General features: G+C 49.2%; 16 protein-coding genes. 3 read left to right on the top strand and 13 right to left on the bottom strand.

Annotated features, from left to right (window positions below; genetic code table 11):
• The 3 genes from L696_RS30310 to L696_RS0107995 form a co-directional block, all read right to left on the bottom strand.
• Window positions 1–179 (bottom strand): FAD-dependent oxidoreductase (locus L696_RS30310; RefSeq protein ID WP_155985339.1); only part of this gene is annotated, 179 nt, incomplete at its 3' end.
• Between the two features lie 176 nt (window positions 180–355).
• On the bottom strand, window positions 356–913 hold the full coding sequence (locus tag L696_RS0108000; RefSeq protein ID WP_025683181.1) for a glycerol-3-phosphate responsive antiterminator: 558 nt from the start codon (window positions 911–913) through the stop codon (window positions 356–358).
• 211 nt (window positions 914–1,124) lie between these two features.
• On the bottom strand, window positions 1,125–2,078 hold the full coding sequence (locus tag L696_RS0107995) for an alpha/beta hydrolase (RefSeq protein WP_025683180.1): 954 nt from the start codon (window positions 2,076–2,078) through the stop codon (window positions 1,125–1,127).
• Between the two features lie 256 nt (window positions 2,079–2,334).
• Here L696_RS0107995 and L696_RS0107990 point away from each other — a divergent pair, with 256 nt between their 5' ends.
• Window positions 2,335–2,970 (top strand): NAD(P)-dependent oxidoreductase, encoded by a 636-nt coding sequence (locus tag L696_RS0107990; protein ID WP_025683179.1) that lies wholly within the window; start codon window positions 2,335–2,337, stop codon window positions 2,968–2,970.
• Window positions 2,971–3,137: 167 nt separating this feature from the next.
• On the opposite strand, the gene L696_RS0107985 is transcribed toward L696_RS0107990, so the two are convergent.
• The 8 genes from L696_RS0107985 to kduI form a co-directional block, all read right to left on the bottom strand.
• Window positions 3,138–4,313 carry a cation:proton antiporter gene (locus tag L696_RS0107985; protein WP_025683178.1) on the bottom strand — a complete coding sequence of 392 codons (1,176 nt, stop codon included), beginning with the start codon at window positions 4,311–4,313 and terminating at the stop codon, window positions 3,138–3,140.
• Window positions 4,314–4,586: 273 nt separating this feature from the next.
• Window positions 4,587–5,174 (bottom strand): GNAT family N-acetyltransferase, encoded by a 588-nt coding sequence (locus tag L696_RS0107980; RefSeq protein ID WP_425339304.1) that lies wholly within the window; start codon window positions 5,172–5,174, stop codon window positions 4,587–4,589.
• Between the two features lie 48 nt (window positions 5,175–5,222).
• A complete protein-coding gene (locus tag L696_RS0107975; protein ID WP_025683176.1) occupies window positions 5,223–6,587 on the bottom strand; it encodes an MFS transporter in 1,365 nt (454 codons plus the stop codon).
• A 91-nt stretch (window positions 6,588–6,678) separates the two neighbouring features.
• Window positions 6,679–7,830, bottom strand: a complete 1,152-nt coding sequence (locus L696_RS0107970; protein ID WP_025683175.1) for a winged helix-turn-helix domain-containing protein — start codon at window positions 7,828–7,830, stop codon at window positions 6,679–6,681.
• A complete protein-coding gene (locus L696_RS0107965) occupies window positions 7,811–9,049 on the bottom strand; it encodes a CynX/NimT family MFS transporter (RefSeq protein WP_025683174.1) in 1,239 nt (412 codons plus the stop codon). The genes L696_RS0107970 and L696_RS0107965 overlap by 20 nt, the downstream gene beginning before the upstream one ends.
• 245 nt (window positions 9,050–9,294) lie before the next feature.
• The gene (gene kduD / locus L696_RS0107960; protein WP_025683173.1) at window positions 9,295–10,071 is read right to left on the bottom strand and encodes a 2-dehydro-3-deoxy-D-gluconate 5-dehydrogenase KduD; all 777 of its coding nucleotides are present in this window, start codon (window positions 10,069–10,071) and stop codon (window positions 9,295–9,297) included.
• A 50-nt stretch (window positions 10,072–10,121) separates the two neighbouring features.
• On the bottom strand, window positions 10,122–10,766 hold the full coding sequence (locus tag L696_RS0107955) for a bifunctional 2-keto-4-hydroxyglutarate aldolase/2-keto-3-deoxy-6-phosphogluconate aldolase (protein ID WP_025683172.1): 645 nt from the start codon (window positions 10,764–10,766) through the stop codon (window positions 10,122–10,124).
• 78 nt (window positions 10,767–10,844) lie between these two features.
• Window positions 10,845–11,675: a 5-dehydro-4-deoxy-D-glucuronate isomerase gene (gene kduI, locus L696_RS0107950; protein ID WP_025683171.1), complete on the bottom strand. Its 831-nt coding sequence runs from the start codon at window positions 11,673–11,675 to the stop codon at window positions 10,845–10,847.
• Window positions 11,676–12,014: 339 nt separating this feature from the next.
• Here kduI and L696_RS0107945 point away from each other — a divergent pair, with 339 nt between their 5' ends.
• A complete protein-coding gene (locus tag L696_RS0107945) occupies window positions 12,015–12,971 on the top strand; it encodes a sugar kinase (protein ID WP_025683170.1) in 957 nt (318 codons plus the stop codon).
• A 185-nt stretch (window positions 12,972–13,156) separates the two neighbouring features.
• Here the strand turns inward: L696_RS0107945 and L696_RS0107940 are convergent, their stop codons facing one another.
• On the bottom strand, window positions 13,157–14,170 hold the full coding sequence (locus L696_RS0107940) for a LacI family DNA-binding transcriptional regulator (RefSeq protein WP_025683169.1): 1,014 nt from the start codon (window positions 14,168–14,170) through the stop codon (window positions 13,157–13,159).
• Between the two features lie 316 nt (window positions 14,171–14,486).
• Window positions 14,487–15,896 (bottom strand): MATE family efflux transporter, encoded by a 1,410-nt coding sequence (locus tag L696_RS0107935; protein WP_025683168.1) that lies wholly within the window; start codon window positions 15,894–15,896, stop codon window positions 14,487–14,489.
• 354 nt (window positions 15,897–16,250) lie between these two features.
• Between L696_RS0107935 and L696_RS0107930 the strand changes: the two genes are divergently transcribed.
• Window positions 16,251–16,745: alcohol dehydrogenase catalytic domain-containing protein (locus L696_RS0107930; RefSeq protein WP_025683167.1), on the top strand; the 495-nt coding region annotated here is incomplete at its 3' end.

Below are 16,745 nucleotides of genomic sequence, written 5' to 3'. Positions count from 1 at the left end.
GTGCCTGCCGCAAAATCCTGCATCTCGACCAGAGCTGTCTTCAAGCCGCGATCCGCGGCATCCAGCGCAATTCCGGCTCCTGTAATGCCGCCGCCAATAATTAATATATCAAAATGCTCACGCTCCATACGTTCCAAAACAGCCGTTCTCTCCTGCGCAGCAAATGCAAGTTCTCCCATGGTCTATCCCTCCATCTCTATGTTCACTCGCCGACCCCATCATCAAAATACAAAAAGAGACCACGAACATCGCTACGGCACATGCCGAGCGGTTCATGGTCTCTCCAAGTCTCCTGACGGGTATTAACTTATCTATATCGTAGCACACACCGTACGCTGTGAAAAGGGGTTATTGGCTATTGCTTATAATGCTCAAAAAGCTGTTTGTTGGAAGTCGTTACTGCTGTAGCTCCAGCAGCGAGCGCCGCTTCCACATCCTCCGGGGTACGAATCAGCCCTCCTGCCAAAATGGGAATACCCGTGCGTTCACTGACCTCTGTAATCATGGGGGGAACAACACCGGGTAGCACCTCGATATAATCGGGTCGCGTTTTTTCCACCAGTGCGTAGCTTTTCTCCAGCGCAATCGTATCTAGCATAAATACCCGTTGCACAGCGAGAATCCCCTTCTTTTTGGCGGTCGCAATCACACCGGATCGAGTCGAAATAATACCGAACGGCTTAATCTCCTGACACAAATATTCAGCGGCATATTCATCATTCTTCAAGCCCTGTACCAGATCGGCATGAAGAAGCATCTGCTTGTTGCGGCTCCGTGCCAACTGATACAGGCTGCGTAGCTGTGCTACATGCGTATCCAGAAAAACTGCGTACTCATAGGAGCTGTCCAAAATATCCTCCAGCTGCTTCATATGCTTGGCCGCAGGCAAAATGCGTTGTCCCTGAAATGGCATGGATATCCCCCTTAAATCCCTAGACTAAAATGTCTGTCAAATCTTTCAAATTTTATATTATCACTCCGTTCAACGAACGTGAAGCGGTTTCATTTTAGGCATATATAAAAAGCTGTTTTCCCGAAAGTAAATCCTTCGGGAAAACAGCCTCAGTCCTTAACAGAAATAGACCACATCATATGTCAGTGCCTTTGAAAAGCTTTATATTGCACTAACCCTCAAACCCTTGGCGTAGCCACGAGGTAGCGAGCGCAATCGCCCCGCGCTTGGCTGCGGTTTCCGATAACGGGTTCAGCATCACGAAGTCGTGAATGATGCCCTGAAAGCGGGCTGCGGTCACATCCACCCCGGCCTCACGCAGCTTGTTCGCGTAAGCTTCCCCTTCATCCCGCAGCACGTCAGCCTCGCCTGTGATGACCAATGCGGGCGGCAGCCCCTTGAGCTGTTCGGTCGTTGCTCGCAGCGGAGATGCCGTAATCTGTGCCCGTTCATTGGGATCTGTCGTGTATTGATCCCAGAACCATTGCATCCCTTCTCGGCTCAGGAAATACCCTGTGGCGAATTCATGATACGATTCCGTGTCAAAAGAAGCGTCTGTCACCGGATAGAACAACAACTGCTGTCGGATAGCAGGGCCGCCGCGTTCCTTGGCAAGCAGCGTTACGGCTGCGGTCATGTTACCGCCGACGCTGTCTCCAGCTACCGTCAGCGTATCAGGCTCCAGCCCATGCTCGCGTCCATATTGAGCCACCCACTGAACGACCGCGTAGATTTCCTCAATTGCCGTCGGATATTTGGCTTCAGGTGATAAGCTGTATTCCGGGAATACAACCGCTGCGTGCGCACCCACGGCCAGTTCACGGATCAGACGATCATGCGTATGAGCATTACCGAATACCCATCCTGCCCCGTGGACGTATACAATAACCGGGAGGTTCCCTGTCACCTGTTGTGGACGAACAATCCTGACCTTGACCTCCCCGCTTGGACCGCCGGAAATAGACAAGTCTTCCACGTCTGCGGCAGGCTTGTCTGCCGGACCGGATTGGACCTCATTGACCGTTTCACGTCCCTTTTCAGGGCCCAAATCGTACAGAAACGGAGGCTTGGCGTTATCGTCTGCGAACTTCTGCGCTGCGGGTTCAAGCTGTACCTTTTTACTCATATCGGTTCACTCTTCCTTTCCTGTCTGTTGTTTTTATCTATCCAAAGTTGCTTATTTAGGCTCATTCAGCTTCACCTTATATACTTAAACAAAATCATTTCTTTTTAATCTGATGGCTTTAGGATGTCCAATACAAGGGCTTGACTTTCATTATATTTTGTAACTACAATAGTTACACATCCAAGTTCGTGAATGAACAGGACAAATCTATGATCTAACTTATAATCTAAATAACATTTACAGGAGGTTATTCATTATGAAAATTGCAGTTATTGGTGCAGGTGGTAAAGCAGGAGGCAACATTGTTAAAGAGGCATTGGACAGAGGGCATGAGGTAACGGCGATCGTTCGCGACTCTGCCAAAGTAACAGACAGCCGTGCGACAGTGGTACAAAAAGACGTTTTCGCTCTGAAAACAGACGATCTGGAAGGCTTTGACGTTGTCGTTAACGCTTTTGCCGCTCCACTCGGTCAAGAGCATCTGCATGTAGATGCAGGTAACGTTCTGATTGAAGCATTGCGTAATGTGTCCGGTACTCGCCTGATTGTTGTGGGCGGCGCAGGCAGCCTGTTCACAGATGAGTCCCAAACCTTGTTGGTAAAAGACACTCCTGGTTTCCCGGATTTCGTATACCCAACGGCTAATAATCAAGGAAAGAACCTGGAAATTTTGCGTGGAACCAGCGATCTGAACTGGACTTTCATTAGTCCTTCCGCTGAATTTACTCTCGGCAAACGCACCGGCTCTTATAAAATTGGCAAAGATGTGCTGCAAGTCAATTCCGAAGGCGCAAGCTATGTCAGCTATGAAGATTATGCGGTGGCTGTAATTGATGAAATCGAGAAACCACAGCATCTGAACCAACGCTTCACCGTGGTATCCGAGTCCTAATTCCTGCACTTAATCCGACATATACGTATGATAAAAAAGACCCTTCGGTCATGTCCCATATGTCATGGAAAGTCCGGTTTTGCTACAAATCGGACTTTCCATATACACTGTGAGAATAGTAACCCGCAGGGTCTTTTAGGTATAACTTAAGGATGCTGTCAATGCTGTCAGGCCTCAGCTTCCTTCTTCTGCTCACGGCCGGGAGACTTCTTATCGCTAAAGCATAGCTTGAGGATCGGAGGTGCAGCCAAAGTCGTCAGAATGACAACAATAATGACGGATGTAAAATATTGCTGTGCCAGCAGACCCGTTTGCAGCCCGGTAGCTGCGATAATGAGCGCGACTTCGCCGCGAGATATCATACCGGAGCCAATCGCGAGCGAAGAACGGTTATTAAAGCCTGTCAAACGTGCCCCGATTCCGCCACCGATCAACTTCGTAACCATTGCAACCAGTGTCAAAGCAACGACAAATCCGATCTGCTGCCCTACTCCTTCGAAAGAAACATTTAATCCAATGCTGACAAAAAACACAGGGACAAAGATGGAATAAGCGATAGGCTCCACTTTTTCTTCTACGACATGCTTAAAGCTCGTTTGCGAAATGGCAATCCCGGCAGCGAAGGCTCCGATAATGCCCGCCATACCCAACATATCTGCAAAATACGCAAACCCGAAGCAGATGATCAAAGCAGCGGTAATGGTAGCCTCTGTCACCTTAAGCGGTGCAAGTATTTTCATGATCCAGGGAACCACAAACCAACCTCCGAATATAGCGACGACAAAGAAAAGAAGCTTTTTGCCGACGAGAAGCCCCAGAGATGTTCCCCCTCCTACCCCGAATATACTCATCATCACTGCAAGCAGCACTACCACCAGCACATCATCTAGCACTGCCGCACCCAAAATCGTCGAGCCTTCCCGGGTGTTAAGCTTGTTCATATCCTTTAGCACCTGCACCGTAATGCTGACGGAAGTGGCGCTCAGAACAACACCGAGAAACCATCCTTCATGCACCGAAAATCCAAAGGCTTCCCCGACTCCAAAACCGCAGATCAACGGAAGAATAATCCCCCCAACTGCTACCGCTACCGCAGGTTTCCAGTTACGACGAAGCTGATCCAGATCCGTCTCCAGCCCGGCAATGAACATCAGCAGCAGCACTCCGATTTCAGACATATCATGAATAAGTGTATTGTCCTGAACCCACCCCAATACCGCCGGCCCCAGTACAATACCGGCAATCAGCTTCCCTAGCACCGAAGGCTGACCAAGTCTGACCGACAGATCACCAGCCACTTTAGTAAACAGCAGAATCAGCAAAAGATACAATATAAATTGCATGGCTCATATACCTCCTCAATCATCAAATGGTAGACATCTAATATTGATAAAATGCTACAACTTTGCGCAAAATATGTGTCTGACGTGCCCTGAACACAACAAAAGAAGGAACCTGTAACTACAGATCCCCTTAAAAAAGACAAAGAGGAGCCTTGGTGACAGGCTCCTCCGGTAATTCATTGTCATTTTATGTTGTCGTTCAGTAACCTACATAAGTTCGCGCATATATACCTTTATTATACCTTTTTCCTAAACCGCTGTAAACATTTTGAATCAGTTCTCTGCTTTTTCTACATAGCGGACACGGTATTCAGAGGACAGCATACTCATCAGAATGGAGTCATGGTATTGATGATTATAAAATAAAGCATCCCGTTGCACGCCCTCACGTTGGAAGCCTATTTTTTCATAGCAACGGATGGCCCGTTCATTAAAATCATACACGTTCAACTCAATTCGATGCAGATTACAGATACCGAATCCGTAATCCAGCATTAGCACAAGCGCCTCAGTGCCGTAGCCTTTTCCCTGATTCTCCTGTTCATTAATGGCAATGCGGATGTTGGCACTGCGGTTCAGGCTGTCCATATCCTGAAGAGCAATGTCACCGATGATACGATCATCTTCCTGAAGGGCAATGAGCAGCAGCAGGCTGGAGGTATCCTGCCCTTTGGATTCAATATAACGCCCAATTTGATCCTTGGTAAAGCTGCGCTGCGTACCCGTCATCCTCCTCACGTCCTGATCAAACAACGTATTATAGTACAGTTCGGTGTCCTCTACGTGAATGGGCCGCAAGTACACCCGCGATCCTTCAAGTAGTCGTGCCACAGGCGTTGTGGGCAAAGATTTTTGAGTCATCATGATCTCTCCCATGCTAAAAATATAAATTACGAAAATCGAAACAAACTATTGCGCAAGGTCGACATTTTGTTCCGTATAAGGGTTAGGATCAGCGAGGGACTCGCGCCAAATCACGGATTGAAGCAGCAGTCCCGCCAAACCCAGGACTCCAACAGTCATCCCGATCCAGACAAAAGCAGTCCCCGCCCCTGCTATTCGGATCAATAGACCCCCGGCAAGCGGCGAAACGACCATGATTGCTCCAATCACGGTACTTTGGATACCGAAGACGCGCCCAACCATATCAGCAGGGGTTTTGGCTTGTAATATGTAATTCTGGGTGATGATGTACAGGCCGTTGCCCACGCCTAGCATGGCCCCAATCATAAGCAGCACGGGTAATCCTGTCCCCGGTTGCGTCCAGCCTAAAGCGGCAATAGCTCCACCAACCAGTACATAACCTCCACCAAGCCCCCAGCCTGCGCTTATGCGATTCAGGCGATTAAGCACAAGCATGCAGCCAACGGCGCCAGCCCCTATGGATGAAACCAGCCAGCCAAGCAGCGATTCGTTACCCGGAGCGAGCACTCGCAGCAGTGTAGGAAACTGGTAGTCAATCATGAGAATGGCGATCAAGCCGAAAAGCCCGAATATGAGCGTATGCAAAAGCATTCGGCTGCGCCAGAGGAACGCCCAGCCCTCGCGCCATTGGCTGAAAAAACGGGACGCGCCGACGCGCTCCTTCCGATGCTCGGCTTCCTCAGCCTCAGCCTCGCTTGGCGAATCCTGCTTTCCTTGCAGCACAGCAATAGTCGCTTGCTGCTCTATGCTGACGAGGGCGGGGCCGATTCCGCGCAGCGGCCATAGCACCAAACCGGAGCACAGGCGCAGCAGTGCATTAAGAATAATGCAGGCTTGGGGCGACAGCACAGTCAAGGTCATGGCGCCCAATAATGGCCCTGCCACTTTGGAAGCCTGATTGACCAGCCCATTCAGCGAGGTTGCCCGAAACAGGTCGCCGCTGGCGACTACAGTGCGAGTCAAGCCCTGCTGTGAGGGCATTTGGAATACGCCAGCCGCCGCACGCAGACCCAGCAGAGGCAACAACCACGCTGGCCCCGGAACTGCGAGAATTGCCAGCGTCAGCAAGGCAATAGCTACATCGCAGCCGATCATCAGCCGGGCCTTATGCATCCGGTCGGCTAACGTACCTGCGATAGAGCCGAGCAGCAGACCCGGTAGCGCCATCACTACCGGAATCAGCGCAATTAGCATGGGATCGGCTTCCCAGCGGTAAGCGACGAGCACCTGAATAGCGATGGCATCAAACCAATCGCCAAAGGAAGCAGCCGTGTGCGCCGCAAACATCCGCCGAAAACGGCCGTTGCGCCAAATGCTAGGCGTGGATTCTGATTCTTTCTTTTCCTTCATTTCTATTCACCCTGCTCTCATTTTCTGCATTAGTAGCAATAAGAACATTCTAGCGGGCCTATATCAGAGGAAAGTCAGACAGCGAAAAACATCAGACCGCAGAAAGTGTTTGCTCCAACCAAAGCCCCAGCGTCGCACCATGTAACGTTAAGCCATTATCCCGATCAAGCCGTTCATATTGAGCCGTATATTTCTTTTCCAATGAAGGAAAGCCACCATAACGCTTCAAAAAACCACAGATTTGACAGACCGCCTTGATTTTAAGCAACTCCTGCTTAGCCATATCAAGCGTATCCAGCCCCTCATCCAGTAGCCGCTCGGCCTCGTTCACTCCCCCGGTAAGCAATAGCATGAATCCCTGCATCATCCGATAACGTCCCAGCTCCCGCAAATATGGAGCCTTAGATAGCATCCCTTCCAATCGAACGGATAGTACCCTAGCCTCCTCCATACGGTTGGCGGTCAGATGCATGTACATCTCCATCAGTGCAACAGGCATCACAAATTTGTCCAGCTCATCCCGCTCCATCACTGCAAAAGCCAGCGGAAGTCTCTCCAATGCGCGTTCAGGTTGTCCATTCTCCACATAAGCCTCCAGGATGTTGAGAATACGTAATTCCCGCTCCTGCTCGGCAGATAGTAATCCACTGGAAAGCGCCTGCTCACATAGAGCAAGCTTCTGATCCGTTACCCCTGCTGTACCTATATATAGCAGTAACATCCAGTACAATCGATCTTTAGGAGCAAAGTCCTCCCGTTCCAAAAACCACAATATATCGGCCTGCACAAACCGGGTATACATCTGATAAAAAGGGGACAATTCGAATCCCATCTGCTCCTGCTGAGCAGCCAGCGCCACGATGGAATTGCCCTGTCCGAGCAATTGGTATTTCCGTAACAGTCCGTGGACAGCGTCTTGCACCTCCTGATCGCGCAGGGACGGATGATTCTGTCGTTGCACGCCAGTAAGGGTCAGGCTGTAACCATACCCCCGGACCGTATGAATACGGAGCACATTCCATGACTTAAGTTTTTTGCGCAATCTATAGATATGATCGTCCACCGTGCGCTCCACCGGATATTCCAGCGGCCACACACGATCCAGCAGTTGTTCCCGGGTGAACACCTGATTCCGGTTATCGTATAGAAAGCGCAACAGTGCAAACTCTTTAGCCAACAACATAACACGATCTGCACTACAAATTACACTGTAACCGTCTGCATCAAATTGCAGCCTGATCATCCACCTCGCCTCCGACATATCGTTTCTTCGCCGCTCCCAGCCCTATAAACAGAAGCAATACGCTCAGGCACAAAAGCAGCAGTAGCGGAATGGTCCAGCCCTGTGTAGCATCATGCAAATAGCCAAATAGCGTCGGCCCTGTCGCCGCCAGCAAGTAACCAAAGGACTGGGCCATACCGGACAACTCCGCCGCCTGCTGCGGTGTCCGCGTCCGCAAATTAAAGAACATCATCACGAGCGGAAAAGCAAAACCACCCGCTATACCCATGCAAATCACCCAAATCACACTCCACTGCATAGCCCCCAGCAAAAATCCACCCAGGCCAACAAAATACAGCGCAGTCATGATCAGAACCAATATTCGCTGATCTTTCACCCGTGCAGCCCAAATAGGTACAATAAAAGTAAACGGCATTTGCGAGAACATCATAACGGACAGCATCCATCCCGCAGTCTCCGAATCCATTCCCTGTCCGACCATCATCTCGGGAAACCATGCGGCAGGGACGTAGAACAAGGCAGATTGCAGCCCCATAAACAACGTCACCTTCCAGGCCAAAGACGATGTATACACACTCACAGTTCGGGCGGACACTGCCGCTTTATTGACTGTTTTGCGCGCCTTGAGAAGCTGGGGCACCCACAGTAGAATACCTATCACACCCACAATACTCCATATCCCCAAAGAACCGCGCCAGCCCAAACCTCCGTTTAGAGCCAAAGGTACGCTCAATCCGGATGCCGTTGCAGCAACCACATTCATGGATACTGAATACACTCCGGTCATCAGTCCGCTGTTATGGGGGAACTCTTCCTTGATCAGACTGGGCAGCAAAACATTACACACCGCTATAGCCAGTCCCAGCATGGCTGTCCCGGTAAATAAGGCAGTCACTCCCAACGTGGAGCGCACCACAATACCTGCGGTCAACAGCAGCAAGGCTGCAAAAATAATAAGAGTCGACCCGAAGCGGCGCGACAGTTTGGCTACAAATGGCGACAACAGGGCAAAAGCCAGCAACGGCAATGTCGTTAATAGGCCACTCAGTGTATTCGAAATATGCAAAGAATCCTTAATCAAACCGATAAGGGGTCCTACCGAGGTAATCGAGGCACGCAGATTGGCACCTACCAAAATGATCCCTACGGCAAGCACCCAAGGACCGGCATGCCACAAGGATTTATATACCAAAGCTCGTTGGTGTTGCTGTGAACTCATCTCTCCATTCTCCTCCATCTGTGTTATGCTCAAAGGCTCCAACCGAGTGTACGGCTGGAGCCTGAGCAATTTCTATCTCATTAAATTATAATGGCATTTATGTCATATGCATAGGACGGATCGACACAACGCTCCAAACCTTCAAATTCAGCGTACAGCTTCATCGAACAAATAAAAGCTGCCTGAAAGGATGGTTTCCTTTTGAGGCAGCTTTCAGTTCATGACTTAGATGTGACCAGCGCTGCTTAACGTACCAGCCAGCCGCCATCCACCGCCAAGATATGACCGTTCATGTAGTCGGAACCCTGACTGGCGAGGAAAACAACAACCCCCATCAAATCAGACGGATCGCCCCAACGACCAGCAGGAATACGCGACAAGATTTCTTGATTGCGACTTTCATCCGCACGGATTGGAGCCGTGTTTGCTGTAGCAATATAACCAGGCGCAATCGCATTAATCTGAACGTTATGAACCGCCAGCTCGTTGGCAAACGCCTTGGTCAAGCCAGCCACTGCGTGCTTACTTGCTGTATACGGCGGAACGAACTTGCCACCCTGAAAAGCAAGCATAGAAGCGACATTGATAATCTTCCCACTTTTTTGCTCAACCATCACCTTTGCCACTTCCTGACTCAGGTGATAGACGGCATTCAGGTTAATCTCCATGACAGCGTCCCAATCCTCATCTTTGTACTCCAGCAAAGGAGCGCGACGGATCGTACCCGCATTGTTCACAAGGATATCAATTTTACCGAATGCTTTGACGCATTCTTCTACAATCTTTGTAATGGATTCTCTTTCCGTCAGATCGGCCTGATGAAAGACAACCTTCACACCTGTAGGTTCCAGCAAACGTCTGGTTTCTTCATATTCATCATTGTTAGCTACAATGAACAGGTCTGCACCCGCTTTAGCCAAAGCCACGGAATACCCTTGACCCAAACCACTGTTGCCTCCTGTTACAATTGCCGTTTTACCCTTTAGACTGAAAAAATCCAATGAAAAATTGTCCAGACCCATGCCTACGCCTCCATCATATTTTAGTTTAAGATATATTCCTCTAATGAATCCTACAGCGCTGCACGAACTTCCTTATATTTAGCTACATAACGCGCTGCATTTTCTGTGATCAAGTCGTAGCGGCCTTCCTTGGCTGGAGCCGTCAAATTGCCCCCAATTCCCACGGCCACACATCCGTTGCGCAGCCAGGTTTCCATATTATCCAGATCCACACCGCCCGTTGGCATAATCTGCACATGAGGCATTGGACCTCTGACTGCCTTAACAAAGTCCGCCCCCATCGCACTGCCTGGGAACAACTTCACGACATCGCTACCCAATTTCATGGCTTCCTTGATCTCATTCAGCGTCATACAGCCGGGCATATAAGGAATCGCATACAAATTGCATAGCTTCGCTGTTTCTTCTTCAAAAGAAGGACTCACGACAAACTCTGCTCCGGCCAGAATAGCAATTCTCGCCGTCAGTGACTCCAGTACGGTTCCTGCACCAATCACTGCCCGATCCTTAAATTCGTCTCTCAATCTACGAATCACCTGATCCGCATCTGGCGTGGTAAACGTAAGCTCAATATTATCCAAACCGCCTTCAATGCAGGCTTTGGACATTAGATACGCTTCCTCCGCCGTGTTTCCCCGAATGACTGCGACGACACCTACCGAAGTGATATGCTCCAAAACTTTCTTTTTCGTCATGTTCCTGATCCTTTCCACGAATGGATGGCCATGTACCCTCAGCCGCTTGCAGGTCTACGCTCCAATACACTGATCGGATTAACGCAACTCGCTCATGGCAACCTGATCCATGTCTTTGTATGTTTTATTTTCACCGGCCATGCCCCAAATGAAGGTATAGCTGCCCGTAGCCGCACCGCAGTGGATAGACCAAGGTGGAGAAATAACGGCTTCATCATTTTTCATCACCAGATGGCGCGTTTCGTTCGGCTCACCCATCAGGTGGAACATTCTCGCATTCTCATCCAGTTCAAAGTAGAAATACACTTCCATACGACGGTCATGAACATGTGTCGGCATCGAGTTCCACACACTGCCGTTTTCCAACGTCGTCATACCCATAACCAGTTGGCAGCTTTGAATGCCTTCATCATGGATAAAGCGACGCAACGTACGGTTGTTGGCTGTTTCCTGCGAACCCAGACTTTCAGACGGTACATCGGCAAAAGACTGCTTCGTCGTCGGATACGTGGTATGAGCCAAGGCTGAAACGATATAAAATTTTGCAGGCTTGGAGCTGGAATCGCTTTCAAAGATCAACTCCTTGCCCCCTCTGCCTACGTAGAGACAGTCTTTCGTGTTCAGCTCATAGGTTTCACCGTCAACTTTTACAGTACCGCTACCGCCGACATTAAAAATACCCAGTTCCCGGCGCTCCAAAAAGGTTTCCGCCTTGATTTGATCGCTGCCTTCCAGCGCAACGGATTTATTCACGGGATAAATGCCCCCGATAATGACACGATCTTCATGCGTATAGACCAGCTTTACCTCCTCAGGCACAAACAGCTCCTGTATCAAATAGTGCTGACGCAACTCTTCAGTCGTATAATGCTTGGCATGTTCGGGATGAGTTGAATAACGCATTTCCATAAAAACATTCCTCCTGTTTAGATAAACTTTTTTATCAACGGATTGTTATAAAAGCGGTTTCTAACTCTACTTCTTAGCTAGAATTGTAATTATTATCTAAGAGGGTGTCAACCCAAATCTTCACTATTCCTTGAAAAATCCTTAATATTCACGAACTTTTACACTCTTTTTACCTTTTGATAAACAAAATCATATTTTTTTATCTACATTACCCAAAAAGTTTTTAACAAATATATCAACTTCCTCATTGTGAAAAACCGATTTATGTGATAATTTCAATTTATTCAGTTGGTGCATACGCTTACAGATTTAGTTTACTAAATAAAGGAGGAATTTAGAATGACCGCAACATTGGATGCTGTTACCTTCGGAGAACCGATGGCCATGTTTTATGCCAATGAGGCAGGCTCTCTGGATGAGGTGCGTTCGTTCACCAAAGCGCTGGCCGGGGCGGAGACGAATGTTTCGGCCGGTTTGGCGCGGTTGGGACTGCGGGCGGGACTCGTGACCAAATTAGGCGAGGATGCATTCGGCAGGTTCATTGCCGGAGCGCTGCGTCAAGAGGGGATCGACACCCAGAACGTCATGTTTACCAAAAACCACTCCACCGGGATGCTGATTAAATCCAAAGTCACAAGCGGAGACCCGGAGGTCGAATATTTTCGCAGACACTCTGCCGCTTCCACATTAAGCATCGCCGATTTTAACGAGGCATACTTTGCCGGGGCACGCCATCTGCACTTTACAGGTATTTCTGTCGCCCTTTCTCCTGAGTGTCGTGACTTCGCCCGACATGCGCGGCAGTTTATGAAAAAGGCAGGGAAAACCGTATCCTTTGATCCGAACCTCAGACCCAAGTTATGGCCTGATACGCAAACGATGGTGGAGGCGATTAACGAGGCATCTGAGGGTTGCGACTGGCTTCTGCCAGGCATTCATGAAGGTAAAATATTGACAGGCTACACCTCACCAGAGGATATCGCCTCCTTCTACCTTGACCGTGGTACTTCGCTGGTCATCATTAAGCTGGGAACCGAAGGCGCGTATTATAAATCCGCCGATGCAGAAGGATATGTCAAACGCTTCCGCGTGGAGCATGTCGTCGATACCGTTGGGGCGGGCGACGGCTTTGCCGCAGGCGTCATCAGCGCGCTGCTGGAGGGCTTGCCCCTGGCAGAAGCGGTCAAACGCGGCAACGCCCTTGGCGCACTGGCGGTCATGTCAGCCGGAGATATGGACGGCTATCCGACACGAGCTGAGCTGGAGTCTTTTTTACTCAGCGCCAGCACGAATTAGGCAGGGTTTATTCCCCTGCCTTTTCCTATATTGCTGATTCCACATGCCCTGCAAGGTGAATCAGGAATCTTCGAAGATAACTCAAATAGCCCGTATTCACTTATGCACAGCCTGATTAGTACGTACAGGCTTGGGACGCAGAAAGGAATACGGGCTACTTTTATAATGTGATGCCTGATGATGCTCTACAACGTTTTGATGGATTCGCCCCGCTTTAAATCAGGCACAAAGCGGTAAATGATCGGAACCGATTCGCCGCCCTCCTCGATGCTGGACAGCAACGTTTTTGCCGCCTGCTTTCCCATATCCGCAATCGGCTGCGTAATGGTCGTAATCGGCGGATTGTAAATATGGGCAAACTCCGCATCGTCAATTCCGATAATGGACAGCTCAGCCGGAATGCGTATACGGCGGGCATTCACATATTTCAGCACCTCTGCCAGCACGATATCGTTCCCGGCCAGCAGCGCAGTCGGCGGCTCCGGCAACTGAAACAGCTCCTCCAGCGTCTGCTGGATATCCTCCTTCGACACACTGCGCATGTACTCTTCCCGAAAGGGCAAGCCACGCTCCTCCAGCGCCTTTTTGTATCCGCTCAACCGCTCTACCCTTGGAGTAATCCGGTTCAGTCCCAGCGGCAGGGTAATCAGCGCGATCCGTTCATGCTTATGGGCCAACAGCTCCTGAATCGCCAGCTTGACCGCCATTTCGTTATCCAGCAGCAGACTGCGCGTGTTCACACCATCTACCAGACGATCCAAAAACACCAGCGGATACTTTTCACGGATGAGCTGGTTGTATATATCCGCATGCTTGCCTGTCGGGAAAATAATCAATCCGTCCACCTGACGAGCCTTGAGCATCTCAATATACTGGCTCTCCTTGTCCGGGTTTTCGTCGGCGTTACAGATGATTACCTGAATGCCAAAACGCTGCAATTCCTCCTCAATAGCCCGAATGGACTGGATCGACAGCGTGTAATCAATGTTGGCTACAATGACACCCACCATAAACGTCCGGTTCTGCTTCAAGCTGCGAGCCAGTCCGTTAGGTTGATAATTTAGTTCTTGAATGACCTCGGAAATCCGGTCTCTGGTCTGGTCACTCATGTATTTATATCGTTTGTTCAGAAACTGCGAGACTGTGCTTTTAGACACTCCCGCCTTCTGGGCAACATCTTCGATCGTCGGTTTCTTCATGGATACGCTCCTTGTCCCTCATGTACTGCATGCACTGCATTAGTGCAACAAAAGTATATCTTTTTTTTAGTAAATTTACCATACTTCTATTTATGAATACCATGATTATATAATCTGAACTTAAAAGTTACCTATCGTGCCACTGCGCAGACGAATGGTGCTTCCCATCGCCACCGCCCCATTCCGCCTACTCCGTTTTCCATGTACATTTTTTAGATCAGCTTATAAAACTACTATTTACTCTCAGGGCAGCAAAAAGAGGTAGTTCAAGATGCTCTCTTGAACTACCTCTACATAATCATAAATGATTCTCGAATCAGTGTGCCGGCACTGGCGTTGCAGGCTGATCTGGTGCATCGTGCTCGATCAGCGCATGTTTTTCCCACAAACGGCTTTTCCAGCGGACATACATAATGACTGCACGTGTCCATTCATCAGCAGCAATCGCCAGCCACACACCTGCCAGCCCCATATCCAGCTTGAACACGAGCAGATAACCGAGTGGCAAGCTCATGCAGACCATGGAGATCAATCCCATGAAGACCGGGAACTTGGCATCTCCTGCGGCACGCAAGGAGCTAATGATGACGATGTTCGTCGTGCGGCCGGTTTCCAGTAAAATGCTAAGTAAAATCACCTGTGCCCCCAAACGAATAATCTCAGGGTTTTCGGTGAACAGGCTGAGCAAAGGCACGCGGAAAAAGATAATAATCACATCAATAACCACGGTCACGATAAGCGCCCATTTTACACTGCTCATTACACGTTTGTAGGCTGTATCCTTCTGTCTGGCTCCGACCAGCCTTCCGACCACGATCGCCGTACCCATACCGACCGCCATACTGAACAAGTAAATATAGCTCGAAATATTATTGGCATATTGACGGGTTGCCATCGCTTCTGCGCCCAGATAGGTCACGTACAGTGTAAAAATGAGCTGACACGACTGATACAGGATGGACTCCAGCGCGGAGGGTACACCAATGCGCAAAATTTTAGAGATAAACTTTTTGGACAACTGAACGTAATATCTCCACTCGACACGCACCTCGGTTACGCGGTACATCAGCCAAAAGAAAATCAGGAGACACACAAAACGGCTTCCCACCGTAGAAATAGCCGCACCTTCTACACCCAGCGCAGGCATTCCCCAATGTCCGAAAATCAAAACATAGTTACCGATGACGTGAATCACGTTCATCAGCACAGACACATACATCGTTTCCCTGGTAAAACCATGTGTACGAATCGTCGCCGCCAGCGCGTTAATCAATGCCTGAAGGAAAATGGCACCCCCGACGATGCTCATATACGATTCCGCATAAACCAGAATATCTCCCTGGACATTCAGCCATTGCAGCATATGAGTACCAAACACGAGAAAAATCACGCTAAGCAAAAGACCCACCATTAGATTCAAAGTAATGGCCGTACCCGTAACCTGGGCCGCTTCAACAAGCTTTTTAGAACCGATATATTGAGCTACGACGATAGCAGCGCCGTTGCCGATAACCTCCAGTACAAGGATAGCAATTGAAATAATTTGGTTGGACGCGCCCACACCCGACACTGCATTATCAGATACAGAACTGATCATGAATGTATCGACGCTTCCCATTAGCATAAACAGGAACAATTCAAGGAAAATAGGCCATGTCAAACGGAACAAATTCAGTTCCTTGGCTTCGGACAATACCGAACCCTTTTTTAGTGCTCTGGTTGTCATTCATTCACCTTTCTTCATAGATTTATTTAACGATCAAAAGGTATGTTAGCACAGTCATTCTGAAAATACATCCCGTTTGCGTAAAATGATTTGCAAAACACGTAAGAATTCATTTATCACTTTCTTTCAATTGATTATCGAACTTTATTGAAACACAATATGGCAAAAGTAGCCCCTGTAATCCGGGCTTTTTCGACGGAATTATGAGCAGAAGGGTATAATAGAATATGGACCTGTGAGCATTGCCGCTGACAGGCTACGCGGATAGTTGTATCTTCTTAAGCATGATTTGTGAAGTATACTAAAATGTTCCGCCATCAAAGGCTTATATTGCAATAAAGGAGACTTTTACAAATGACTCAATCATTTCAAGCCCTTGTCGTCGATCAGACGCAGGACGGTGAAGTTCAAGCAGAGGTACGCTCTTTGGAAGCTAGCAGTTTACCTGCTGGAGAAGTTTTGATTCGTGTCGCTTATTCCAGCATCAATTATAAAGACGGGCTTGCCGCCCGCAAGGATGGAAATATTGTCAAAGCCTATCCGTTTGTGCCAGGTATAGATTGCTCGGGAACCGTCGTCTCATCAGAGGATAACCGTTTCAGCGAAGGACAAGCTGTTCTCGTTACCGGTTACGGGTTCGGCGTGTCTCAATTCGGAGGATTCAGCGAATATGCGCGCGTGCCTGCCGACTGGGTGGTTCCGCTTCCGGACGGACTCTCGCCAAGAGAGGCCATGATTTATGGGACAGCCGGCTTTACTGCGGCCCTGTCGTTACATCGGCTGGAACAAAACGGCGTTACGCCGGATCAAGGTAAGGTGCTCGTCACCGGAGCAACGGGCGGCGTAGGC

This window comes from Paenibacillus maysiensis, from assembly GCF_000520815.1.
In the GTDB taxonomy this organism is placed as follows: domain Bacteria; phylum Bacillota; class Bacilli; order Paenibacillales; family Paenibacillaceae; genus Paenibacillus; species Paenibacillus maysiensis.
Note: the sequence above shows the minus strand (reverse complement) of the source record. Positions and strands in the feature narration are given on the sequence as shown.

Bases quoted from the DNA above. Each gene is read 5' to 3' on its own strand.
- L696_RS0107995 (WP_025683180.1), bottom strand. From the start codon at position 2,078: ATGAGTAAAAAGGTACAGCTTGAACCCGCAGCGCAGAAGTTCGCAGAC.
- L696_RS0107975 (WP_025683176.1), bottom strand. From the start codon at position 6,587: ATGAAGGAAAAGAAAGAATCAGAATCCACGCCTAGCATTTGGCGCAAC.
- L696_RS0107940 (WP_025683169.1), bottom strand. From the start codon at position 14,170: ATGAAGAAACCGACGATCGAAGATGTTGCCCAGAAGGCGGGAGTGTCT.
- L696_RS0107935 (WP_025683168.1), bottom strand. From the start codon at position 15,896: ATGACAACCAGAGCACTAAAAAAGGGTTCGGTATTGTCCGAAGCCAAG.
- L696_RS0107945 (WP_025683170.1), top strand. From the start codon at position 12,015: ATGACCGCAACATTGGATGCTGTTACCTTCGGAGAACCGATGGCCATG.
- L696_RS0107955 (WP_025683172.1), bottom strand. From the start codon at position 10,766: ATGACGAAAAAGAAAGTTTTGGAGCATATCACTTCGGTAGGTGTCGTC.
- L696_RS0107965 (WP_025683174.1), bottom strand. From the start codon at position 9,049: ATGAGTTCACAGCAACACCAACGAGCTTTGGTATATAAATCCTTGTGG.
- L696_RS0107990 (WP_025683179.1), top strand. From the start codon at position 2,335: ATGAAAATTGCAGTTATTGGTGCAGGTGGTAAAGCAGGAGGCAACATT.
- L696_RS0107980 (WP_425339304.1), bottom strand. From the start codon at position 5,174: ATGACTCAAAAATCTTTGCCCACAACGCCTGTGGCACGACTACTTGAA.
- kduD (WP_025683173.1), bottom strand. From the start codon at position 10,071: ATGGGTCTGGACAATTTTTCATTGGATTTTTTCAGTCTAAAGGGTAAA.
- L696_RS0107970 (WP_025683175.1), bottom strand. From the start codon at position 7,830: ATGATCAGGCTGCAATTTGATGCAGACGGTTACAGTGTAATTTGTAGT.
- kduI (WP_025683171.1), bottom strand. From the start codon at position 11,675: ATGGAAATGCGTTATTCAACTCATCCCGAACATGCCAAGCATTATACG.
- L696_RS0107985 (WP_025683178.1), bottom strand. From the start codon at position 4,313: ATGCAATTTATATTGTATCTTTTGCTGATTCTGCTGTTTACTAAAGTG.
- L696_RS0108000 (WP_025683181.1), bottom strand. From the start codon at position 913: ATGCCATTTCAGGGACAACGCATTTTGCCTGCGGCCAAGCATATGAAG.